This window comes from Lactobacillus sp. CBA3605, assembly GCF_002970915.1.
Classification (GTDB): domain Bacteria; phylum Bacillota; class Bacilli; order Lactobacillales; family Lactobacillaceae; genus Lactiplantibacillus.
In genome coordinates, this window is sequence record NZ_CP027190.1 from 1,313,529 (window position 1) to 1,331,331 (window position 17,803).

Sequence of the window (17,803 nt, forward strand, 5' to 3'; positions counted from 1 at the left end):
CTCCTAATAACTACCGCTACTGATCAGCGTATCGGTCCGAAGTAGCCGTCCGAATAGCTTCAAATTGTTGCTCATCATTATTTTCAATTGCCGCTAATTCATCAACTCGTCGTAAATGACGCCCCCCAATAAAGCTAGCATCTAACCAGGCCTTAACAATCATCTTGGCTAATTCAGGACCGACAACCCGGGATCCAAAAGCTAAAACATTGGTATTATTGTGTTGTCGTGATAATTGGGCCGAATAAGGTTCGCTACAAACAACCGCCCGAATCCCTTTAACTTTGTTGGCAGCTAAGGAGATGCCAACACCGGTACCACAAATCACAATTCCTAGGTCAAATTTTCCACTAGCAACGGCCTCACCAACCCGCTTACCATAAATCGGATAATCCGTTCTCGTCGTTGTATTCGTACCAAAATCAGTTACGTCATAACCGAGTGTTTTTAAATAAGCGCTAATCGTTGGTTTTAATTCAATTCCCACATGATCTGATCCAATTGCAATTTTTGTCATCATTATTCTCCTTAATTTAAATCGTAACGGTATTTTCTTGTCGAACTTCATGAATAATTTGTTGATAGGTTTGAGGCTTGTTAAATAGCGCCGATGTGCCCAGAATAAAGTTTTCCACGCCTAAAGCATGTAATTGCTGAATTCGTGGCCGTGAAATGGCCCCATCGACACTGATGGTGTACCCAAATTCAACTTGTTTGGCAGCCAAGGCCTCAATCTTCGGTAAAACGTAGTCTAAAAATGGTTGTCCAGCAAATCCGGGATTAACCGTCATCACCATCACATTGTCGACAATTGGGAGTAGTGCTTCGATGGTTGCCACCGCAGTCCCAGGATTAATCGCAATGCCAGCTTGCTTACCCAGTGCATGGATATCATCGATTGTTCGAGCCGCTTGTGTTTCCGCTTCAGGGTGAAAATAAATCACTTGCGCACCGAGGTCACTAAATAACTTGACGTAACGCCGGGGATGCTCAATCATCAAATGCACGTCCAATGGCTTTTGTGCCACCTGACTGATGTAGGCATAATCTTGTAACCCCATACCAAAATTAGGAACAAATTGACCATCCATAATATCCATATGAAAGTAATCAATCCCAGCCTGATTTAAAGTTGAAACTTCATGCTTTAACTCGGCGAAGTTAGCACACATCATTGACGGACTTAGTCGTAATTTCATTAATTAATCCTCATTTCTTTTAAATTACTCATGAGTAATCGTTTACTCAACCAGCAAAAAAATTAATCCAATGTTAATTTTAAATTAGCCCCATTGGTGGCAATAACCCGTTGATACCAATAAAAGCTTTGCTTCTTAATCCGTTTTAACTGCTGGGTTTTATCAACATACACGAAACCGTAACGCTTTTCAAAACCTTCACGGGTTGAGTACAAATCCGTTGCCGACCAGGTTAGATAACCGACCATTTCGACCCCATCTTCAACTGCCTCACGCATTTTCTCAATATGATCGGCTAAATACTTGATTCGGTAGTTATCAACCACAGTGCCATCGGCTTCCAACGTATCACGAGCACCTAAGCCATTTTCCAAAATCAAGATTGGCAATTGGTAACGACTATAAAAATCTTCTAAATAATGTTTAAACCCATAAGGATCAATGGTCCAGCCCCATTCACTAGTTGCGACGTACGGATTAGGCGCTTTAATCCCATTCATTTCATGACTGAGATCCGTTTGTTGTGCTGAAATCGCTGACGACATGTAATAAGTTAATGACATAAAGTCTGGTTCAGCCTTAGCAATTATCGCTAAATCCCCTGGTTCAATGACCTGATCAAAATCAGCACCTGGAAAAGCTTTCAGATAAAATGGGGCATATTTACCACGAAAATAAACATCCGCTGGCCCGTAACCAACACGCTTTAATAAGCCATCCGTTGCTTCGACATCCTTTGGATCTGCGGTCATTGGATAAGCACAAATATTACCAATATTACCACCCACCTGCGCTTGCGGATCAACTTCATGCACGAGTACCGTTGCTTGGGCATAGCTTAAATTAAAGTAATGTTGCATCTTAAAAATTTCAGTCTTATTTTTTCCATGGTAACCAGTCATATATTGCGAATCCATGGGTAAAAAATTTTGCTCATTAAAGGGAACCCAATACTTCACGCGCCCTTTAAAATAAGTCACGACCGTCTTAACATAATGCAAATAGTCTGTGATAATTTGACGATCCATCCAGCCGTTATAGGCTTGCAACAAATGCAGCGGTAAATCATAAGCATAAAGCGTCACGACTGGTTCAATATGGTATTTTTCCAGCTCGGCTAACATCGCATCATAGTAGTCTAAACCAGCTTGATTAGGTGTAGCCTCATCACCATTCGGGAAAATCCGCGTCCAGGCCATCGTAAACCGATAAATCTGAAATCCCATTTCACCATATAAAGCAATATCTTCTTTAAACCGATGATAATGATCCGAAGCCGTTTTAAAATCGGCAAAGTCAGCACTCGATGCCGCCGTATTAGTTTGAGAACTAGCCGTTTGACGGACATCCGCTATCGAAACGCCTTTATTCCCGGCGTTGGAACCGCCTTCAAATTGTTGCGCATTCGTTGAGGATCCCCACTTAAAAGTCTTTGGAAACCCAACAGGTAGTAATTCTGTCATTGTAAAACCTCCGTTTAAACTATATAATAGCCTTTGAGTAATCGTTTACTCTTTACGGTTACTATCGTAATACCTTAAAATGTAATTGTCAACGCTTACTTAACTAGTTTTATTTAAAAACATCGAGGTGACTCAAATGCAGCACTATTCAATTAAAGATATTGCCCGGCTCAGCGGGGTTTCCGTGGCGACCGTTTCACGCGTCATTAATAATAACGGTCGTTTTTCTGAAGAAACTCGTAAAAAGGTATCAACTGTTATTCAAAAAACTGGCTATGAAACCAACTATAGCGCTAAAAATTTACGCATGAATCGTTCTGATACCATTGGCATCTTGATTCCTGACATCAGTAACTTTTTCTTTGCTGAAATCACTAAATTGTTAGAAGAAAAATTGTTTGCCCATGGCTACTCTGTTATTATCTGCAATACGGCACATGATGATCAACGTGAACAAAGCTATCTTCGAACCTTAGAGAGTAAAGGAATTGACGGCCTGATTGTCATCTCTGGTAGTGCCACCTTTGAATTTACGCAAGGAAACAGTCAAAAAAAGATTCCTTATGTCTGCGTTGATCGTAAACCGGCCGATAAGTCCAAGACTATTTTTATTTCTTCAGATCATCAGCAAGGTGCTTATGACGCTACCAAAGCACTTTATCACGCTGGTTGCCAAAATCCAGTAATTGCAATTGGTACCTTTGACACCCCTTCAATGCAGGGCCGACTTGCTGGCTTTAACGCCGCCTTAACCAATCGTACCGCCCAATGGGGCCACATCTTTAAATTATCAACACCAGCGGCTGGTACTGATGACCTAACCGCCTACTTACAACGACATCCCCAAACGGATGGCATCTTTGCGGTTAATGATTCCGTCGCTTTAAAATTACATCAGATTCTACGGAAATTGGCTATTTCAGTCCCAGCAAAGATGAAACTGATTGGTTTTGATGACTCACCAACCGACGAATACGTGACGCCTACCCTTTCATCAGTCGCTCAAAATAATACTGAGTTAGCTGAGCAGACCGTCGCACAATTGCTTGGGCTCATTGACAAGACGACACAACCAGGACACGAAGTAATTATTCCAGCCAAGCTACGATTACGGGAAACCAGTTGATTCTTGCCTTGCTTCAATAGCGCCACTGCTGACACTTGAAAGGCACTAGTAAATAGACATTAAGCCTGACGCTTATGTCTATTTTTAGGTTGCATTTTATTAAAAATCTGCTGGTGGTAATCTGAGTTTTCACTTTGATTACCACCAACAGAAATTATTGCACGCAAAAATCGCTATTTCATACTTGTTTATAATGATTTTAAAAAAAGGCGACCTAACAGAAAGTTGGCGTGGCTATCATGACTATCGCCTGACACTAACTTACTTCGTACTATCTCGTTCCACTAACTGTGTGCCTAATTCAATCCGTTGTGGAATCTTGCGGCCATTTTGTAAACGACTCACAATTAAATCTACTGCCGTTTCGCCCATTAATTCAGTCGCAACCCGAACCGAGCTTAATTCCGGATAAACGAATGTCGCTAACGACGTATCATTAAAGCTGAATAGTTTGACACGTTCCGGGACCTGGATTTTAGCCGCCTGCAAAGCCTTGAGCGCGCCGGCAGCCATTGGATCATTGGCAACAAAAAAAGCCCGCGGTAGGTCATCACCTAACGTCTCAATGGCTTGCTTCATCATCTCATAGCCACTTTGCCCCGTATAATCACCTTCAAAGACAAGTTCCGGCTGATAAGCTTGATGTGCCGTCATCGCCGCCTTAAAACTAAGCAATCGTTGGTCGACTACCTGGACTGCCTGATCAGTCGTAGTTTCAAGACCATGAATCATCCCAATCGCTTGAATACCTTGTTGCCAAAAATAATCCACAACTTTAGCCGTTGCCAGCTTAAAATCCGTCAAGACACTATCAAAGCCAGCTGCAAACTGGTCGTCATCCACAAAGACCAATTGATCCGTCAACGCTGCCATATCCTGAACTTGATGTGGACTGAACTTCCCAATTGCGATTACCGCATCCACATCGGTCGCAATTTGTTGCATGTCATTTTGAAAAATCCGGGTGACTTCAAATTGTTGGGCCTGACCTTGGCGCTCAATCCCCATCCGTACGGACATATAGTACAAATCATCTTGTTCTTTTGATTCAGAATACCATTGCACAATTGCCAACTTTTTACGTGCAGTTGGCATGGTTGACCGCCGTTTGTTTTTCGAATATTGTAACGCTTCCGCTGCACTAAAAATTCGTTGGCGGGTCTCATCACCGACCGATAAAGACTGATCATGATTCAAAACCCGTGAAACGGTTGCTAACGAAACCCCCGCTGCTTTGGCAATATCTTTTAACGTTGCCGCCATTACCCAATTCCTCCTAGATGATAAGAATGCCAGGCCCACAGAAGTTGCTGAGCCTGGCGCCTTACTGTCATTTAACCTGACAATTTTTTACATTTAATTACTGGCTCTAACTGCCGTGACAAACCGATCAAAGGCCGCTTTTCCGGCATCATCCCATTTAAAGACCCCCGCGTTAGCAAGGACTTCTGCAAAGACTTGACCCACTTCACGATCCAAAATTGTCGTCACATTAGCGGCCGTAAACGTATACTTGGCTTTCAATGCATCGGCCCAAGGCTGATGCATTGGTACCATTTGATTATGACGGTCTAAGAGGTATTTTGCAACTTCTTGAAGTTCGGTTTTTAGCCGAGCAGGTAAAATGGCACGACCCATGACTTCGATTAAACCAATATTTTCTTTTTTAATATGTTGCACGGTTTGATGTGGATGGAAAATCCCGTCTGGATAAGCCGCTGATGTTTGGTTATCCCGTAGTACCAGGTCTAAAATATATTGATCGCCCACTTTACGTGCAATCGGCGTCGTTGTGTGGTGGCGCGTTGTCCCTGTATAAGCCCGCACATCAACCGTTTCATCCGAATAATTTTTCCAGACTTCATGAATCTTAGTCGCCGCATCTAGTAATGCGGTCTGATCTGAACTGGTCAAACGAATGGTCGACATCGGCCACTTCACGATTCCAGCCTCAACGTTAGCAAGCCCCAAATCAATCGGCCGATCAATGGGGGCCTTCATCATTGGAAAGTCGTGGCGGCCACCTTGATAATGCTCATGTGACAACATCGACCCGCCCACAATTGGCAAATCAGCATTACTACCGACAAAGTAGTGTGGGAATTGGGTCACAATCGCTAACAAGTTACTGAATGTTTGTCGATTAATCACCATTGGTCGATGCACCCGATCTAAGAAGATTGAATGTTCATTAAAGTAGGCATAGGGCGAATACTGAAAGCCCCAAGTGTCACCTGCTAAAGTGAAACGAATCACCCGATGATTACTGCGAGCTGGGTAACCTAAACGGCCCAAGTAGCCTTCATTTTCTAGACATAGTTGGCACAACGGATAACCATTTTCCGGTTGATTACGTGCAGCTGCAATGGCTTTAGGATCTTTTTCTGGTTTTGACAAATTAATCGTAATTTCAAGTTCACCAAAATCAGTCTGCGCTGGAAAAACAACATTTTTCGCAATGGCACTCGTTTTAATGTAGTCATTTGCTTGACTTAACTGATAAAAATAATCAGTTGCCGCTTTAGGACTCGTTTGATACTTATCCCAAAAATTTTGATTAACCACGGATGGCAATGGCGTGACTAAATCCATCAATTGATCCGCTAAAATATCACGTGCCGATTGATCAGCCGCAATCAACTTATTTTGGACTGCAGTTTGAACAAGGGCAGCAGTAAGACTCGTCAGCTGATCATCAGTCGCAGTCAAGACGGGGCCTTCACCGACTAAGGCGAGGACTCGATTGGTGACATAAATCCGGTCTAAGGCTGTGTATTGTGATGGCGACGCAATGACTGCCGTCACAAATTGATCAATGGTTGTCATTAGGCTTGCCCTCCCCGATCGTCATAGCCAGCGGGATGGCGCTGTTTCCAGTTCCAGGCAGTTCGAATGATTTCTTTGACATCATCATACTGTGGTTGCCAGCCCAAAGTAGCGCGGGCTTTATCACTCGCAGCAATTAAGGTACTTGGATCGCCGGCTCGACGTGGCGCCATCACGGCTGGAATCGGTTGTCCAGTCACTTCACGAGCTGCATCTAACATTTCTTGATTAGAAAAACCCGTTGAAGAACCTAAGTTAAAGGCTGCACTGGCATGACCTTGTTGTAAATAAGTTAATGCCAGAATATGTGCATCCGCTAAATCAACCACGTGGACATAGTCACGCACGTTGGTGCCATCTGGAGTTGGATAATCATCACCAAAAATCTGCAATTGATCCCGTTCACCCGCAGCAACCTGCAAAATAATCGGCACGAGATGCGTTTCTGGGTGATGATCTTCACCGATACTGCCGTCTGGTTTCGCACCAGCCACGTTGAAATAGCGCAATGCGACAAACTTAATCCCATAAGCAACATCTGACCAATGCATGATTTTTTCCATAGCTAACTTGCTTTCCCCATAAGGATTCGTCGGCACTTGGGAGTCAGTTTCTTTGATGGGAACTTGCTTGGGTTCGCCATAAGTTGCGGCAGTTGATGAAAAGACAATTCGTTTCACATCATGTTTTGCCATAACTTCTAGTAATTTCACCATACCGGCCGTATTATTATCAAAATATTTCAACGGATCTTGCATTGATTCTGGTACGACAGAAAAGGCTGCAAAGTGCATAACCCCTTCAATATCTTCCTGATCAAAAACCGAATTCATAAACGTGGTATCACGGACATCACCTTCATAAAAACGGGCTTGCGGATTGATAGCGGCCTGATGTCCTGTCACTAAATTATCCACCACCGCAACATCATAACCTTGTGCAACTAACCGATCGACTGCATGTGACCCAATATAACCGGCTCCACCTAAAACTAACACTGCCATGTGATTTCCTCCTATTCAATTCAGCTACTTATGCCCAAGCTTATTAAGCTAATTCTAAAGGTCCATCCGCAATTTCAGCAATATAGAAATCAGCATCATAACCCACTGTATCCCGATAAATTTTACCCACGTTTGCCTTAAAGGCTTCGACTTGATCCTTTTCAACGATTGCAATTGCACAGCCGCCAAAACCAGCCCCAGTCATCCGAGCGCCTAAAACGCCAGGTTGCTGCCAAGCAGTTTCTGCCAAGGTATCCAATTCTTCACCCGTAACTTCATAATCAAAATGCAGTGACACGTGTGAAGCTGTCACTAAGCTGCCGAAAGTTTTTAAGTCAGCGTTAGCCAAGGCTTCTGTTGCGCGAATCGTTCGCTGATTTTCAAAAACAGCATGCCGGGCGCGCTTAATTAATGTCGCATCATTAATCAAATAAGCCGCTTCATCAAAGCTAGCTTCATCTAAATCACCTAATGATTTAATAGCTAACTTAGTTTGAAGACGTGCCAAGGCTTCTTCACATTCTGCCCGGCGTTCATTGTATTTCGAATCTTGAAGTTCACGACGTTTATTCGTATTCATAATCACAATAACATGATTGCCCAATTTAACGGGTGCATATGAGTAATCCATTGTATTAGTATCTAATAGAATAGCTTGGTCTTTTTTACCCATACCAACTGCAAATTGATCCATAATTCCAGAATTAACGCCAATGTAATTGTTTTCAACTTTTTGACCTAATTTAACGAGGTCTAATTGGCTAACCGTTAAGTTAAAGCCAGTTTTTAAGACGATGCCCATCAGCAATTCGATGGAAGCTGATGATGATAATCCAGCCCCATCTGGTAAATTCCCATGCACATATAAATCAAAGCCGTGGTCAAATGTAACCCCAGTCTTCGCTAATTCATCCATCATACCTTTAGGATAATTTGTCCAACCAGCGGCCTTGTCATAATTTAAGTCATGGACATCGAAGGTGACGATGCCCTGATTCGGAATATTAGCAGAATACATCCGCACCGTGTTGTCAGTTCGAGCAGCATAGACCCCGTATGTCCCAATACTAATTGCACACGGGAAGACATGCCCACCATTGTAATCCGTATGTTCGCCGATTAAGTTAATTCGACCAGGTGAGAAAAAGACCCGTTCTGGTTCACTGTCAAAAGTCGTTTTAAATTCTTGTCGTAAGTCGCTGGTTTTCATAATTGTAGCCTCCGGTATGTTTTAGTAAAACTTTATTAATCTGAATATAAAACAATTACCGATGTTTGTCAAATGCTAATTATCCCCGTCTTAACAAAAATGGTAACGCTTTATCAAATAGCTATTTTTTAATTCACTCGCCTAGTTAATAACCAAATCCAGGCTTATTTTCATCTAATTGGTAAAATTATTTCAGTTAATTTTAACTAAATATTCTATACAAATGCCTAGTTTTGCTTTATATTGTTTGTGTAAGCGTTTTACAAAATGCCGTTATTTTTGAAAGGAGCACCATTTATATGCAAGCTGACCTTGAGTGGTTGGATGACCCCGAAGTGTTTCGCGTGAATCAACTTCCGGCTCATAGCGACCATTCCTTCTATCAAACCAATGCTGAAATGACCCAAACTAGCAGTTACGTGCAATCCTTAAATGGCTCTTGGCAATTTAACTTTGCCAAGACCCCTGCGGAACGGCCCTTAAATTTTTACGACCTAGATTTCGACGCCAGTGCTTTTAAACCAATTACAGTTCCTGGTCATATTGAATTAGCTGGCTACGGCCAGATTCAGTACATTAATACGTTATATCCTTGGGATGGCCAAGTCTTTCGCCGGCCACCCTACACTTTAAATGCCGATCAGTTAGTATCTGGGCTCTTCAGTGATGCTGCTGACAATACCGTCGGCTCATATCTCAAAACGTTTGAATTAACCCCTGAATTCCACGATAAACGGACAATTATTCAATTTCAAGGGGTCGAAGAAGCCCTATACGTCTGGTTAAATGGACATTTTGTTGGCTATGCAGAAGATAGCTTCACCCCATCCGAATTCGACTTAACGCCATTCATCACAACCGGGGAAAATACGTTGGCAGTACGCGTTTACAAGCGTAGTACCGCCGCTTTCATCGAAGATCAAGATATGTTTCGATTCTCAGGGATTTTTCGCGATGTTAATTTATTAGCACTCCCGGCCGTCCATATTGCGGACCTCGATTTACGACCAACCGTAGCTGCCGACTGGCACACTGGTAGATTAGCAGTTACGACCAAGTTATCATGTGTGGACACCGCCCCAACGGCCACCTTACAACTCACGGTTACTGATCCAGCCGGTAAAGTCATTGCCAAACAAACCCAACCAAGTGCTACGACGGTCAAATTTGACCCGATTACTGTCACGGATGTGCAACTTTGGGGACCCGCTACGCCGAGTCTGTACCAAGTCACGTTAGCAGTTTTGACAGCTAACCAACACTTAATGGAAGTCGTGCCTTATCAATTTGGATTCCGGAAAGTTGAACTACGAGCTGATAAAGTAATTTACGTCAATAATCAGCGCCTGATAATCAACGGTGTGAACCGGCATGAATGGAACGCAAAAACCGGCCGCGTCCTATCAATCGCCGACATGCAAGCGGATATTCAAACCATGTTAGCTAATCATATCAACGCCGATCGAACTTGCCACTATCCTGATCAACTCCCTTGGTATACCTTATGTGACCAAGCAGGCATTTATTTGATGGCCGAAAACAACTTAGAATCCCATGGTTCTTGGCAAAAACAAGGGGCCATCGAACCGTCTTATAACGTGCCCGGCGACAACCCCCACTGGCTAGCCGCCGTAGTGGACCGTGCGCGCACCAACTATGAACTCTTCAAGAATCATCCCGCCGTCATTTTCTGGTCCTTGGGTAACGAATCTTATGCCGGGAGCGATATCGCTGCCATGAATCGTTTCTACAAAACCCACGATACTTCTCGCTTGGTTCATTACGAAGGCGTCGTCCATACGCCCGAATTGAAAGACCAAATTTCAGACGTTGAAAGTCGGATGTATGAAAGTCCTAAAAACATTGCCGCTTACTTGGATAATAATCCACAAAAACCCTTTATCGATTGTGAGTACATGCATGATATGGGTAATTCACTAGGCGGCATGCAGGCTTACAATGCCCTAATTGATCGCTATCCAATGTACCAAGGTGGTTTTATTTGGGACTTTATTGACCAAGCCTTATTAGTTCACGATCCAATTTCTGGACAGGATGTTTTACGCTATGGTGGCGATTTTGATGACCGTCATTCAGACTACGAATTTTCGGGCGACGGCTTATTATTCGCTGACCGGACCCCGAAACCAGCTATGCAGGAGGTGAAATATTACTATGGTTTACACAACTAATCAGCTTCATGTCATTTACGGTGATGGGTCACTCGGTTTGAACGGTGCTGATTTTCATTATCTTTTTAGCTATGAACGCGGTGGGTTAGAGTCCTTACAAATCCACGGTAAAGAATGGCTTTATCGCACACCAAAGCCAACCTTCTGGCGGGCCACGACCGATAACGATCACGGTAATCATTTTTCAGAAAAATCTGCACAATGGTTAGCAGCCGACCTGTTAACGCCTTGTACCCAAGTTAAGTTAAGTATTGACGGCCGGCTGTTACCAGAGTTGCCGATTGCGCCGTTGAATAATCGTTATAGCAACAACGAAACTGCGACTGAGGTTGCCTTAACTTTTACCTTTAGTACCAATACCGTGCCTAGCACACCGGTCACCGTCACCTATACGGTCACCGGTACGGGTCAATTACACGTCCAAGTCCACTATACGGGAAATGCCGCCTTACCTGACTTACCCGCTTTGGGACTACGCTTGATCATGCCAACTACTGCAACTGGTTTCGACTACACTGGTCTCGCCGGCGAAACCTACCCTGATCGTCAAGCTGGCGCGGCCCACGGGACTTACCACATCGACGGCTTGCCAGTCACCCCTTATCTCGTACCGCAAGATTGTGGGATGCATATGGCGACCCAGCAAGTCACCGTAACCCGTAATCAAACGCAAAATAACGCCGATCAAACCAGGACGCCATTTGCCCTAACCTTTGAACAAGCAACACGCCCCTTCGCTTTTAGTTGCTTGCCTTATACGGCTGAAGAACTCGAAAACGCGACTCACATGGAAGAGTTACCCTTACCACGACGAACCGTATTAACGATTTACGGCGCTGTCCGCGGGGTTGGCGGCATTGATAGTTGGGGTGCCGACGTCGATACCCAGTATCAAATTCCTGCTAGTCAAGCCATTGATTTTGACTTTACCATTAGTCCTAAACATTGACATCTATTTAAAATTTTGAGCTTGGGTTAATCCCAAGCTCTTTTTTTAAACACCAAAATTCGAGTGCTCAATCATGAGTCCCCACACCGCTTCAACAGCTGAATTAACATCAGTGGTAAAAGGTTTGTTAAACTTTTTAGTAAAATAATCATTGACATCTTTACTGAAAACGATTACATTAAGACTTGTAATTTATAACGAGAAAGATGTGAGGCGATACTATGACTGATCCTGTAACGACTAAAAGTAAATCGCGACGCGTAACTTCGCAATTAGCTTATTCCTTTGGAGCTTTCGGGCATGATGCGTTCTATGCAACGCTATCCACGTATTTTATTATGTTCGTCACTTCCCATTTATTTGATAAGAGTAGCGGTGCTCAAGGCTCCAAGATGATTGCGTACATTACGTTAATTATCGCTGCCTTACGATTCGTCGAATTGGCGATTGACCCCTTAATCGGGAACGCCATCGACAACACCAGCTCACGCTGGGGACATTTCAAACCTTGGATTGTCATTGGTGGAACGATTGGTTCAATTGTCTTAGCTATTTTATTCACTGACATGGGTGGGCTAAATGCTTCTAACCCCATCCTATATTTAATTATTTTTGCTATTTTATACATCACGATGGATATCTTTTATTCCTTTAAAGATGTTGGTTTTTGGTCCATGATTCCGGCAATTTCATTTGACTCGGCAGAACGTGAAAAGACGGCCACCTTCGCTCGAGTGGGCTCAAATATCGGTGCCAATTTAGTTGGAATCGTCGTTATGCCAATCGTCTTATACTTCTCAGTTAACGCCAACAGTGGTCAAGGTGATAACCGTGGTTGGTTAGCCTTTGGCTTAATCATCGCTTTAGTTTCTTGGATTTCTGCGATGGCAGTCGCTGCCGGCACCAAAGAAAATGATTCCGAATTACGTCAAAACACTGAGAAAACGACTTTCAAAGACGTCTTCAAAGTTTTGGGTCGTAACGATCAATTAATGTGGTTAGCTCTCACCTATGGGATTTATACGGCTGGGATTGCCATCACCAACTCTTTGGAACTGTATTACTTCACCTATATTTTAGGGAACGCTTCTGAATACACTTTGCTAGCTAGCTTGAACGCCATCATCGGCATCTTCTCTGTCTTGGCTTTCCCATCACTAGCCAAGAAATTCAGTCGCCGTAAAGTCTTCTTCTTAGCAATTGCCATCATGATGGTTGCCTTAGCCTTATTCACATTCTCCGGTCAATCTTTAGCCTTAGTTTTGACGGCTGCTGTCTTATTCTACATTCCACAACCATTAATTTTCTTAGTTGTCCTGATGGTCTTAAGTGATTCCGTAGAATATGGTCAATTAAAGTTTGGTCACCGTGACGAATCGTTGACCTTATCAGTTCGCCCATTGTTAGATAAACTTGGTGGGGCCGTTTCCAACGGAATCGTTGGTTTAACTGCCGTTTGGGCCGGGATGACTGCAGGCGCAACTGCGGGTGATATTAGCACCCATGGTCAAATGATCTTTAAATTTATGATGTTCGGCGTCCCTGCACTGATGATTCTAATCGGAACGTTTATCTTCTTTAAAAAAGTTACTCTAGACGAAACGATGCATGCTAGCATCGTTGACGAACTCGAAAAGACTTGGCACAAGCATCTCGATACCGACGAAACCCCAGCAGAGGTTGAAGCTGAAACAACTGCAACAACCAGTTACCAACTACCTGTCAGTGGAACTTTACAAAAGTTAAGTGCCGTTAGTGATCAGACATTTGCCAGTGGCGATATGGGCCGTGGTTTTGCAGTTAAACCGACGGATGGTGGTGTCTATGCACCTTTCAACGGGATAGTTGAAGCAACCTTCCCAACACGTCATGCTATCGGTCTTCGCTCAGACTCCGGAATCCTAACCTTAATTCATATCGGAATTGGGACCGTTAACTTACGTGGCACTGGTTTCGTACAATATGTTCAAAAAGGCGACCGGGTCACTCAAGGTCAAGAATTGATTGAATTTTGGGCACCGGCAATTACCAAAGCTGGTTTAGACGACACCGTTATGGTCGTCATCACCAACCATCAAGCCATTCAAAGCTTTGATTACTTGAAACATACCGGAACTGCTACACACGGCGAGGTAATTTTAAAACTTTCGAGTCCCGCTGCTAAAAAATAATAAAGTCATTGAAGAAGCAATCCAAACCAGCTATTGGCCGGTGCGGATTGCTTTTTTGTCCACAATTGCCCTAGGTGCCAGCCGGACCATTGATTTCACTGTTAAAATTCGTTATTCAAAGTATAAATGTAAACTTTATGTTATGATAATAATATAATTATTAGGTACAGTTAGGGCCCCATCAAATTGATGGGGCCCTAACTTTTAGCCGTTTAGTTTAATGCTTCATATTGATAACTAATGGTATGCGTTACAGGATACCCTGGCCGCAATACGATGTCACCAAAATCAGGATGATTAATCGCATCTGGTAAGGTTTGAGCTTCCGTCGCTAACGCCGTATATTGATGAGTGGCTTCCTTAGCCGTATCAAAAGGATTCGCCGTATAAATAATCAAGCTATTCCGATCAGAATAGAGCTTCACTTGCCGTTGCTGCTCGGTATCACCAATAACCGCAATAGGCGTCGTCGCACTAGGGGTCACTTCGTACGCATCATCAAATTCAATCCCTTTGCTAGTCGCTTTTAATTGATCCAAAGCAGCTTGAACTGGTTGTGGTTCATTGAAATCATACGCAGTCTTAACAACTGGCAATCGTTGGCCAGTCGGCACCTTTTCAGCATCAAATTCTAAGCGCTTAGCACTATGAATTTGGAGCCATTGATGAGCCAACGTAGTCCGATCATCCGCCACATTCCAATAAACGTGGTTTGTTGGATTAAAGAGCGTTGCTGCATCCGTATCACCCGTAAAAGCAATCGAAACACGATTTTGGTTATCCAAGGTAAACTTAATTTGAACGTCTAAATTACCAGGATACTGATCGGTCGTCGTGGTAATCTGACGTCGTAAAGTCACGCTAGCACTGTCACGTGTCTGGCTTAATTCACCGGTAAAATTCAAGGTGTTAAAGCCATGTCGACCGCCATGTAAGGAATGCGTCTGTTCATTCATATCAACGTCATAATGCTGATCGTCAATTTTAAAGCTAGCGCCACCGATACGACCTGCGACACGACCAATTGATTGGCATAAACAGTATCCGACGCGTTGATAGTCCGCCATATTGTCTAAGCCCCAAATTAAAGGCCGCTCGACACCATTTTCCACAACTACGAACTCCTGCCACGTTCCCCCATAACTCAAAACTGAAATACGGGTTTGGTGATCATTAATTAACGTATATCGCATAATATCTTGACCGTCTAACTGGTCAAAAACTGTTGTTTTCGTTTCCAAGGCAATCCCTCCATATTTAAAACGCTTTCATTATCAATTATAGCCTATTTAAACTGGAATTGATATTATTTTAGTAAAAGTTTAACTAAAAAGCGTTAGTCCTTCGATTTCGAAAGACTAACGCTTTTTCAATTAGGCCTGTACGGTCGTTTTAGCTTCTACTGCGGTAATGTAATCTAAGAAATTCCCGAAACATTGCTTCAAGAAATGCTCACTACCATCGTCATCTAAATGGTCATTTTCATCAAATTTGCTACCCGCTTGCGGTAACATGAATTCATTACCCGGCATTACTTTAGCATCCACCCCAGGTGAATCCAGAATCTGCCGTAAGTTCATTTGAGCGCGAACGGTTCCTTGAATCCCTAAGGATGTCCCCACAATCATAACTGGCTTATCCTTAAACGGATGTTCCGCACACGATAACCATTCAATCGCACTCTTCAAAGCGGCTGGAATGGAATGATCATACTCCGGTACCGCAATGACGACGCCATCAGCGGCGTCAATTTTAGCCGCTAGCGCTTTGACAGTCTCAGGTTCATTATCCAGATCATCTTCGTTAAACAACGGCAGGTCCTTAATCTCACAAATATCTAAGCTAGCTTGTGCATCGATTAAGTCCTTCATCGCATACAAAAGTTTTCGATTATATGATTTTGAGGCGTTGGTGCCGACAATTGCGACAATATTAGCCTCATCGTCACCGGCTTTTTGTTGCGCTTTAGCATTCTCACTCGCCGCAGCACCCGCAACGTAACCGGAGGCAATTCCCCAAGTGTTCATCATGCTTGGCATTGAATCGTGACCATTGGCACCCCCGATAACTTCACCAGCACCAAAGTAATTCGCCACTAAAGCATTCTTACTCGTCAATAATTGTAAGCTCTTAGAATCCGTGGTGTAACCACCTAGCGTGGTCGCAAACCGGTCACGCTGTTCGATGAGATAATAAGTATCGCCTTCATATTGATGTAAATATTTCGGATCACGACCAAATTCACGATCATGGCCAGCTTTAACGTAACCCTGATAGTCAGTAACGGTCTGTGCGAGCCGATCGGCATTTACCCCAGCCGCTTTAGCAACCGTCTTTAAGTCACCCTTGACGAAAACTGGTCGCTTAGTTGAATCCGCAAAGAACCCTTTGATTTCTTGGGGCGTGAAGTCATGTAAAATCAAGAGATCATAAACTTGTTTCCAAGTTCGTTCATCCATTAATAAGTAAGCTGTTTTGTCCGCTTGCTTTAAAATGGCATTCCGAAAGGCAGTGTATACGTTAGATTCATTAACAATTCGTTCACCCTTAGTATTCACATAGATGGCACCCATGTCCGTAGCTTGTTTTGAGGCATAGGTTGTTAACTTAGCAACCCCTGGTTCTACTTCAACCCCATGTGGATAGATCTTGTACCAATCTAAATCATGAGTTTGTAAATCTAAGTCTGCATTAAATTCATAGGCATCACCTGTGGACGTCATCGGGCCGTAATAATCAATTCCTTGGCTTTCGGCGCCACGCATTTTTTGATTAGCCCCGTGACCACCAGTAGCTAAGACAACTGAGCGCGCTTTAATCTTAATCAATTGACCATGTCGTTTGCCTACTAAGCCATTCAATTGGCCTTGGCGGTTAAAGGTTAACGATTGAACGGGGGTATCTAATAAGATTTCGCCACCCGCTGCCGTAAAGGCCTGTGATACTTTTTGAATCAATTCATAACTGCTAGCTGAAGGTAGTTCGATTTGCCGATTGATAGAATGTTCAGGCGTTTGCGTTTGGGCTTTTTGGTAATGTAAGTCCGCAAAATCACTGATAAAATCAATCGCTGGTCCAATATGATCAACCATTAACTTGGTTAAGGCGGGATAGTTGGTCTCTAAACTTTCACGGGCAACATCTTGCGCTAACATCTCAGGAGTATCGTGATTGTTATCGAAAATTTGAGCGGATACCTTAGATCCCGTCCCAACGACATTGGAACCATTTAGAATCGTTGCACCACCAAGATAACCATTCTTTTCAACTAAAATGACTTTTTGACCCAGGGTTAAGGCCCGACAACCCGCAACCAAACCAGCTTCACCGCCACCAATGATGACAACATCCGTACGACGATGTTGCGTCGTCATGGCCTTTTTTGATTTGGGTACTGGCGTTAACGTAATCCCTTCATCAGCGACCGCTTTTTTGGCAGACGTTAATAACGCTTGCGTCATTACAGTGGCACCACTAATCGTATCGACATTGAATGACTGTTCATCAATAATATTTTGTTTTAATTTATCAATGACTTGATTAAAAATTCCGGACGTTTCAGAATGTTTCAAGATTTTCAAATCTTCTACTTTATCATCTTGAACGTCAACCTCATAACTAATAATGCCATTATGGCCCATGGCTTGGCCTTTAATTTGTTGT

At 43.3% G+C, this 17,803-nt stretch carries 13 protein-coding genes; 4 read left to right on the forward strand and 9 right to left on the reverse strand.

From position 1 onward, the window contains the following. Positions 1 to 16: 16 nt before the first annotated feature. The 3 genes from rpiB to C5Z25_RS06460 all read right to left on the reverse strand — a co-directional run bounded on the left by rpiB (position 17) and on the right by C5Z25_RS06460 (position 2,662). Positions 17 to 517 carry a ribose 5-phosphate isomerase B gene (gene rpiB / locus C5Z25_RS06450; RefSeq protein WP_105451887.1) on the reverse strand — a complete coding sequence of 167 codons (501 nt, stop codon included), beginning with the start codon at positions 515 to 517 and terminating at the stop codon, positions 17 to 19. Between the two features lie 16 nt (positions 518 to 533). Further along, a complete protein-coding gene (locus tag C5Z25_RS06455; RefSeq protein WP_105451888.1) occupies positions 534 to 1,199 on the reverse strand; it encodes a ribulose-phosphate 3-epimerase in 666 nt (221 codons plus the stop codon). Positions 1,200 to 1,261: 62 nt separating this feature from the next. Next, positions 1,262 to 2,662, reverse strand: coding sequence for a glycoside hydrolase family 1 protein (locus C5Z25_RS06460; RefSeq protein WP_105451889.1), 1,401 nt, complete (start codon positions 2,660 to 2,662; stop codon positions 1,262 to 1,264). A gap of 136 nt (positions 2,663 to 2,798) precedes the next feature. Between C5Z25_RS06460 and C5Z25_RS06465 the strand changes: the two genes are divergently transcribed. Further along, positions 2,799 to 3,788, forward strand: coding sequence for a LacI family DNA-binding transcriptional regulator (locus C5Z25_RS06465; RefSeq protein ID WP_105451890.1), 990 nt, complete (start codon positions 2,799 to 2,801; stop codon positions 3,786 to 3,788). Between the two features lie 261 nt (positions 3,789 to 4,049). Here C5Z25_RS06465 and C5Z25_RS06470 read toward each other — a convergent pair whose 3' ends face one another. The 4 genes from C5Z25_RS06470 to C5Z25_RS06485 form a co-directional block, all read right to left on the reverse strand. Next, entirely contained in the window at positions 4,050 to 5,051 is a 1,002-nt protein-coding gene (locus C5Z25_RS06470) for a LacI family DNA-binding transcriptional regulator (protein ID WP_105451891.1), read from the reverse strand. Positions 5,052 to 5,144: 93 nt separating this feature from the next. Further along, entirely contained in the window at positions 5,145 to 6,614 is a 1,470-nt protein-coding gene (locus C5Z25_RS06475) for a UDP-glucose--hexose-1-phosphate uridylyltransferase (RefSeq protein WP_105451892.1), read from the reverse strand. Further along, positions 6,614 to 7,618: a UDP-glucose 4-epimerase GalE gene (gene galE, locus C5Z25_RS06480; RefSeq protein ID WP_105451893.1), complete on the reverse strand. Its 1,005-nt coding sequence runs from the start codon at positions 7,616 to 7,618 to the stop codon at positions 6,614 to 6,616. Before galE ends, C5Z25_RS06475 begins: the two co-directional genes overlap by 1 nt. A 43-nt stretch (positions 7,619 to 7,661) precedes the next feature. Next, positions 7,662 to 8,828 (reverse strand): galactokinase, encoded by a 1,167-nt coding sequence (locus C5Z25_RS06485; RefSeq protein WP_105451894.1) that lies wholly within the window; start codon positions 8,826 to 8,828, stop codon positions 7,662 to 7,664. Between the two features lie 299 nt (positions 8,829 to 9,127). Here C5Z25_RS06485 and C5Z25_RS06490 point away from each other — a divergent pair, with 299 nt between their 5' ends. From C5Z25_RS06490 to C5Z25_RS06500, 3 genes are all read left to right on the forward strand, one after another. After that, positions 9,128 to 11,020 (forward strand): glycoside hydrolase family 2 TIM barrel-domain containing protein, encoded by a 1,893-nt coding sequence (locus tag C5Z25_RS06490; protein WP_105451895.1) that lies wholly within the window; start codon positions 9,128 to 9,130, stop codon positions 11,018 to 11,020. After that, positions 11,004 to 11,969 (forward strand): beta-galactosidase small subunit, encoded by a 966-nt coding sequence (locus C5Z25_RS06495; RefSeq protein ID WP_105451896.1) that lies wholly within the window; start codon positions 11,004 to 11,006, stop codon positions 11,967 to 11,969. Before C5Z25_RS06490 ends, C5Z25_RS06495 begins: the two co-directional genes overlap by 17 nt. A gap of 221 nt (positions 11,970 to 12,190) precedes the next feature. Next, positions 12,191 to 14,140, forward strand: a complete 1,950-nt coding sequence (locus C5Z25_RS06500) for a sugar MFS transporter (RefSeq protein WP_105451897.1) — start codon at positions 12,191 to 12,193, stop codon at positions 14,138 to 14,140. A 212-nt stretch (positions 14,141 to 14,352) separates the two neighbouring features. Here C5Z25_RS06500 and C5Z25_RS06505 read toward each other — a convergent pair whose 3' ends face one another. Then, on the reverse strand, positions 14,353 to 15,387 hold the full coding sequence (locus C5Z25_RS06505; protein ID WP_105451898.1) for an aldose epimerase family protein: 1,035 nt from the start codon (positions 15,385 to 15,387) through the stop codon (positions 14,353 to 14,355). A gap of 126 nt (positions 15,388 to 15,513) precedes the next feature. Next, positions 15,514 to 17,781: an FAD-dependent oxidoreductase gene (locus tag C5Z25_RS06510; RefSeq protein WP_105452854.1), complete on the reverse strand. Its 2,268-nt coding sequence runs from the start codon at positions 17,779 to 17,781 to the stop codon at positions 15,514 to 15,516. Between the last annotated feature and the right edge of the window lie 22 nt (positions 17,782 to 17,803).

Excerpts from the sequence above, each read along its gene's own strand:
- C5Z25_RS06470 (WP_105451891.1), bottom strand. The coding sequence starts at position 5,051 with ATGGCGGCAACGTTAAAAGATATTGCCAAAGCAGCGGGGGTTTCGTTA.
- C5Z25_RS06460 (WP_105451889.1), bottom strand. The coding sequence starts at position 2,662 with ATGACAGAATTACTACCTGTTGGGTTTCCAAAGACTTTTAAGTGGGGA.
- C5Z25_RS06475 (WP_105451892.1), bottom strand. The coding sequence starts at position 6,614 with ATGACAACCATTGATCAATTTGTGACGGCAGTCATTGCGTCGCCATCA.
- C5Z25_RS06485 (WP_105451894.1), bottom strand. The coding sequence starts at position 8,828 with ATGAAAACCAGCGACTTACGACAAGAATTTAAAACGACTTTTGACAGT.
- rpiB (WP_105451887.1), bottom strand. The coding sequence starts at position 517 with ATGACAAAAATTGCAATTGGATCAGATCATGTGGGAATTGAATTAAAA.
- C5Z25_RS06510 (WP_105452854.1), bottom strand. The coding sequence starts at position 17,781 with ATGGGCCATAATGGCATTATTAGTTATGAGGTTGACGTTCAAGATGAT.
- C5Z25_RS06495 (WP_105451896.1), top strand. The coding sequence starts at position 11,004 with ATGGTTTACACAACTAATCAGCTTCATGTCATTTACGGTGATGGGTCA.
- C5Z25_RS06500 (WP_105451897.1), top strand. The coding sequence starts at position 12,191 with ATGACTGATCCTGTAACGACTAAAAGTAAATCGCGACGCGTAACTTCG.
- C5Z25_RS06465 (WP_105451890.1), top strand. The coding sequence starts at position 2,799 with ATGCAGCACTATTCAATTAAAGATATTGCCCGGCTCAGCGGGGTTTCC.
- galE (WP_105451893.1), bottom strand. The coding sequence starts at position 7,618 with ATGGCAGTGTTAGTTTTAGGTGGAGCCGGTTATATTGGGTCACATGCA.
- C5Z25_RS06490 (WP_105451895.1), top strand. The coding sequence starts at position 9,128 with ATGCAAGCTGACCTTGAGTGGTTGGATGACCCCGAAGTGTTTCGCGTG.
- C5Z25_RS06455 (WP_105451888.1), bottom strand. The coding sequence starts at position 1,199 with ATGAAATTACGACTAAGTCCGTCAATGATGTGTGCTAACTTCGCCGAG.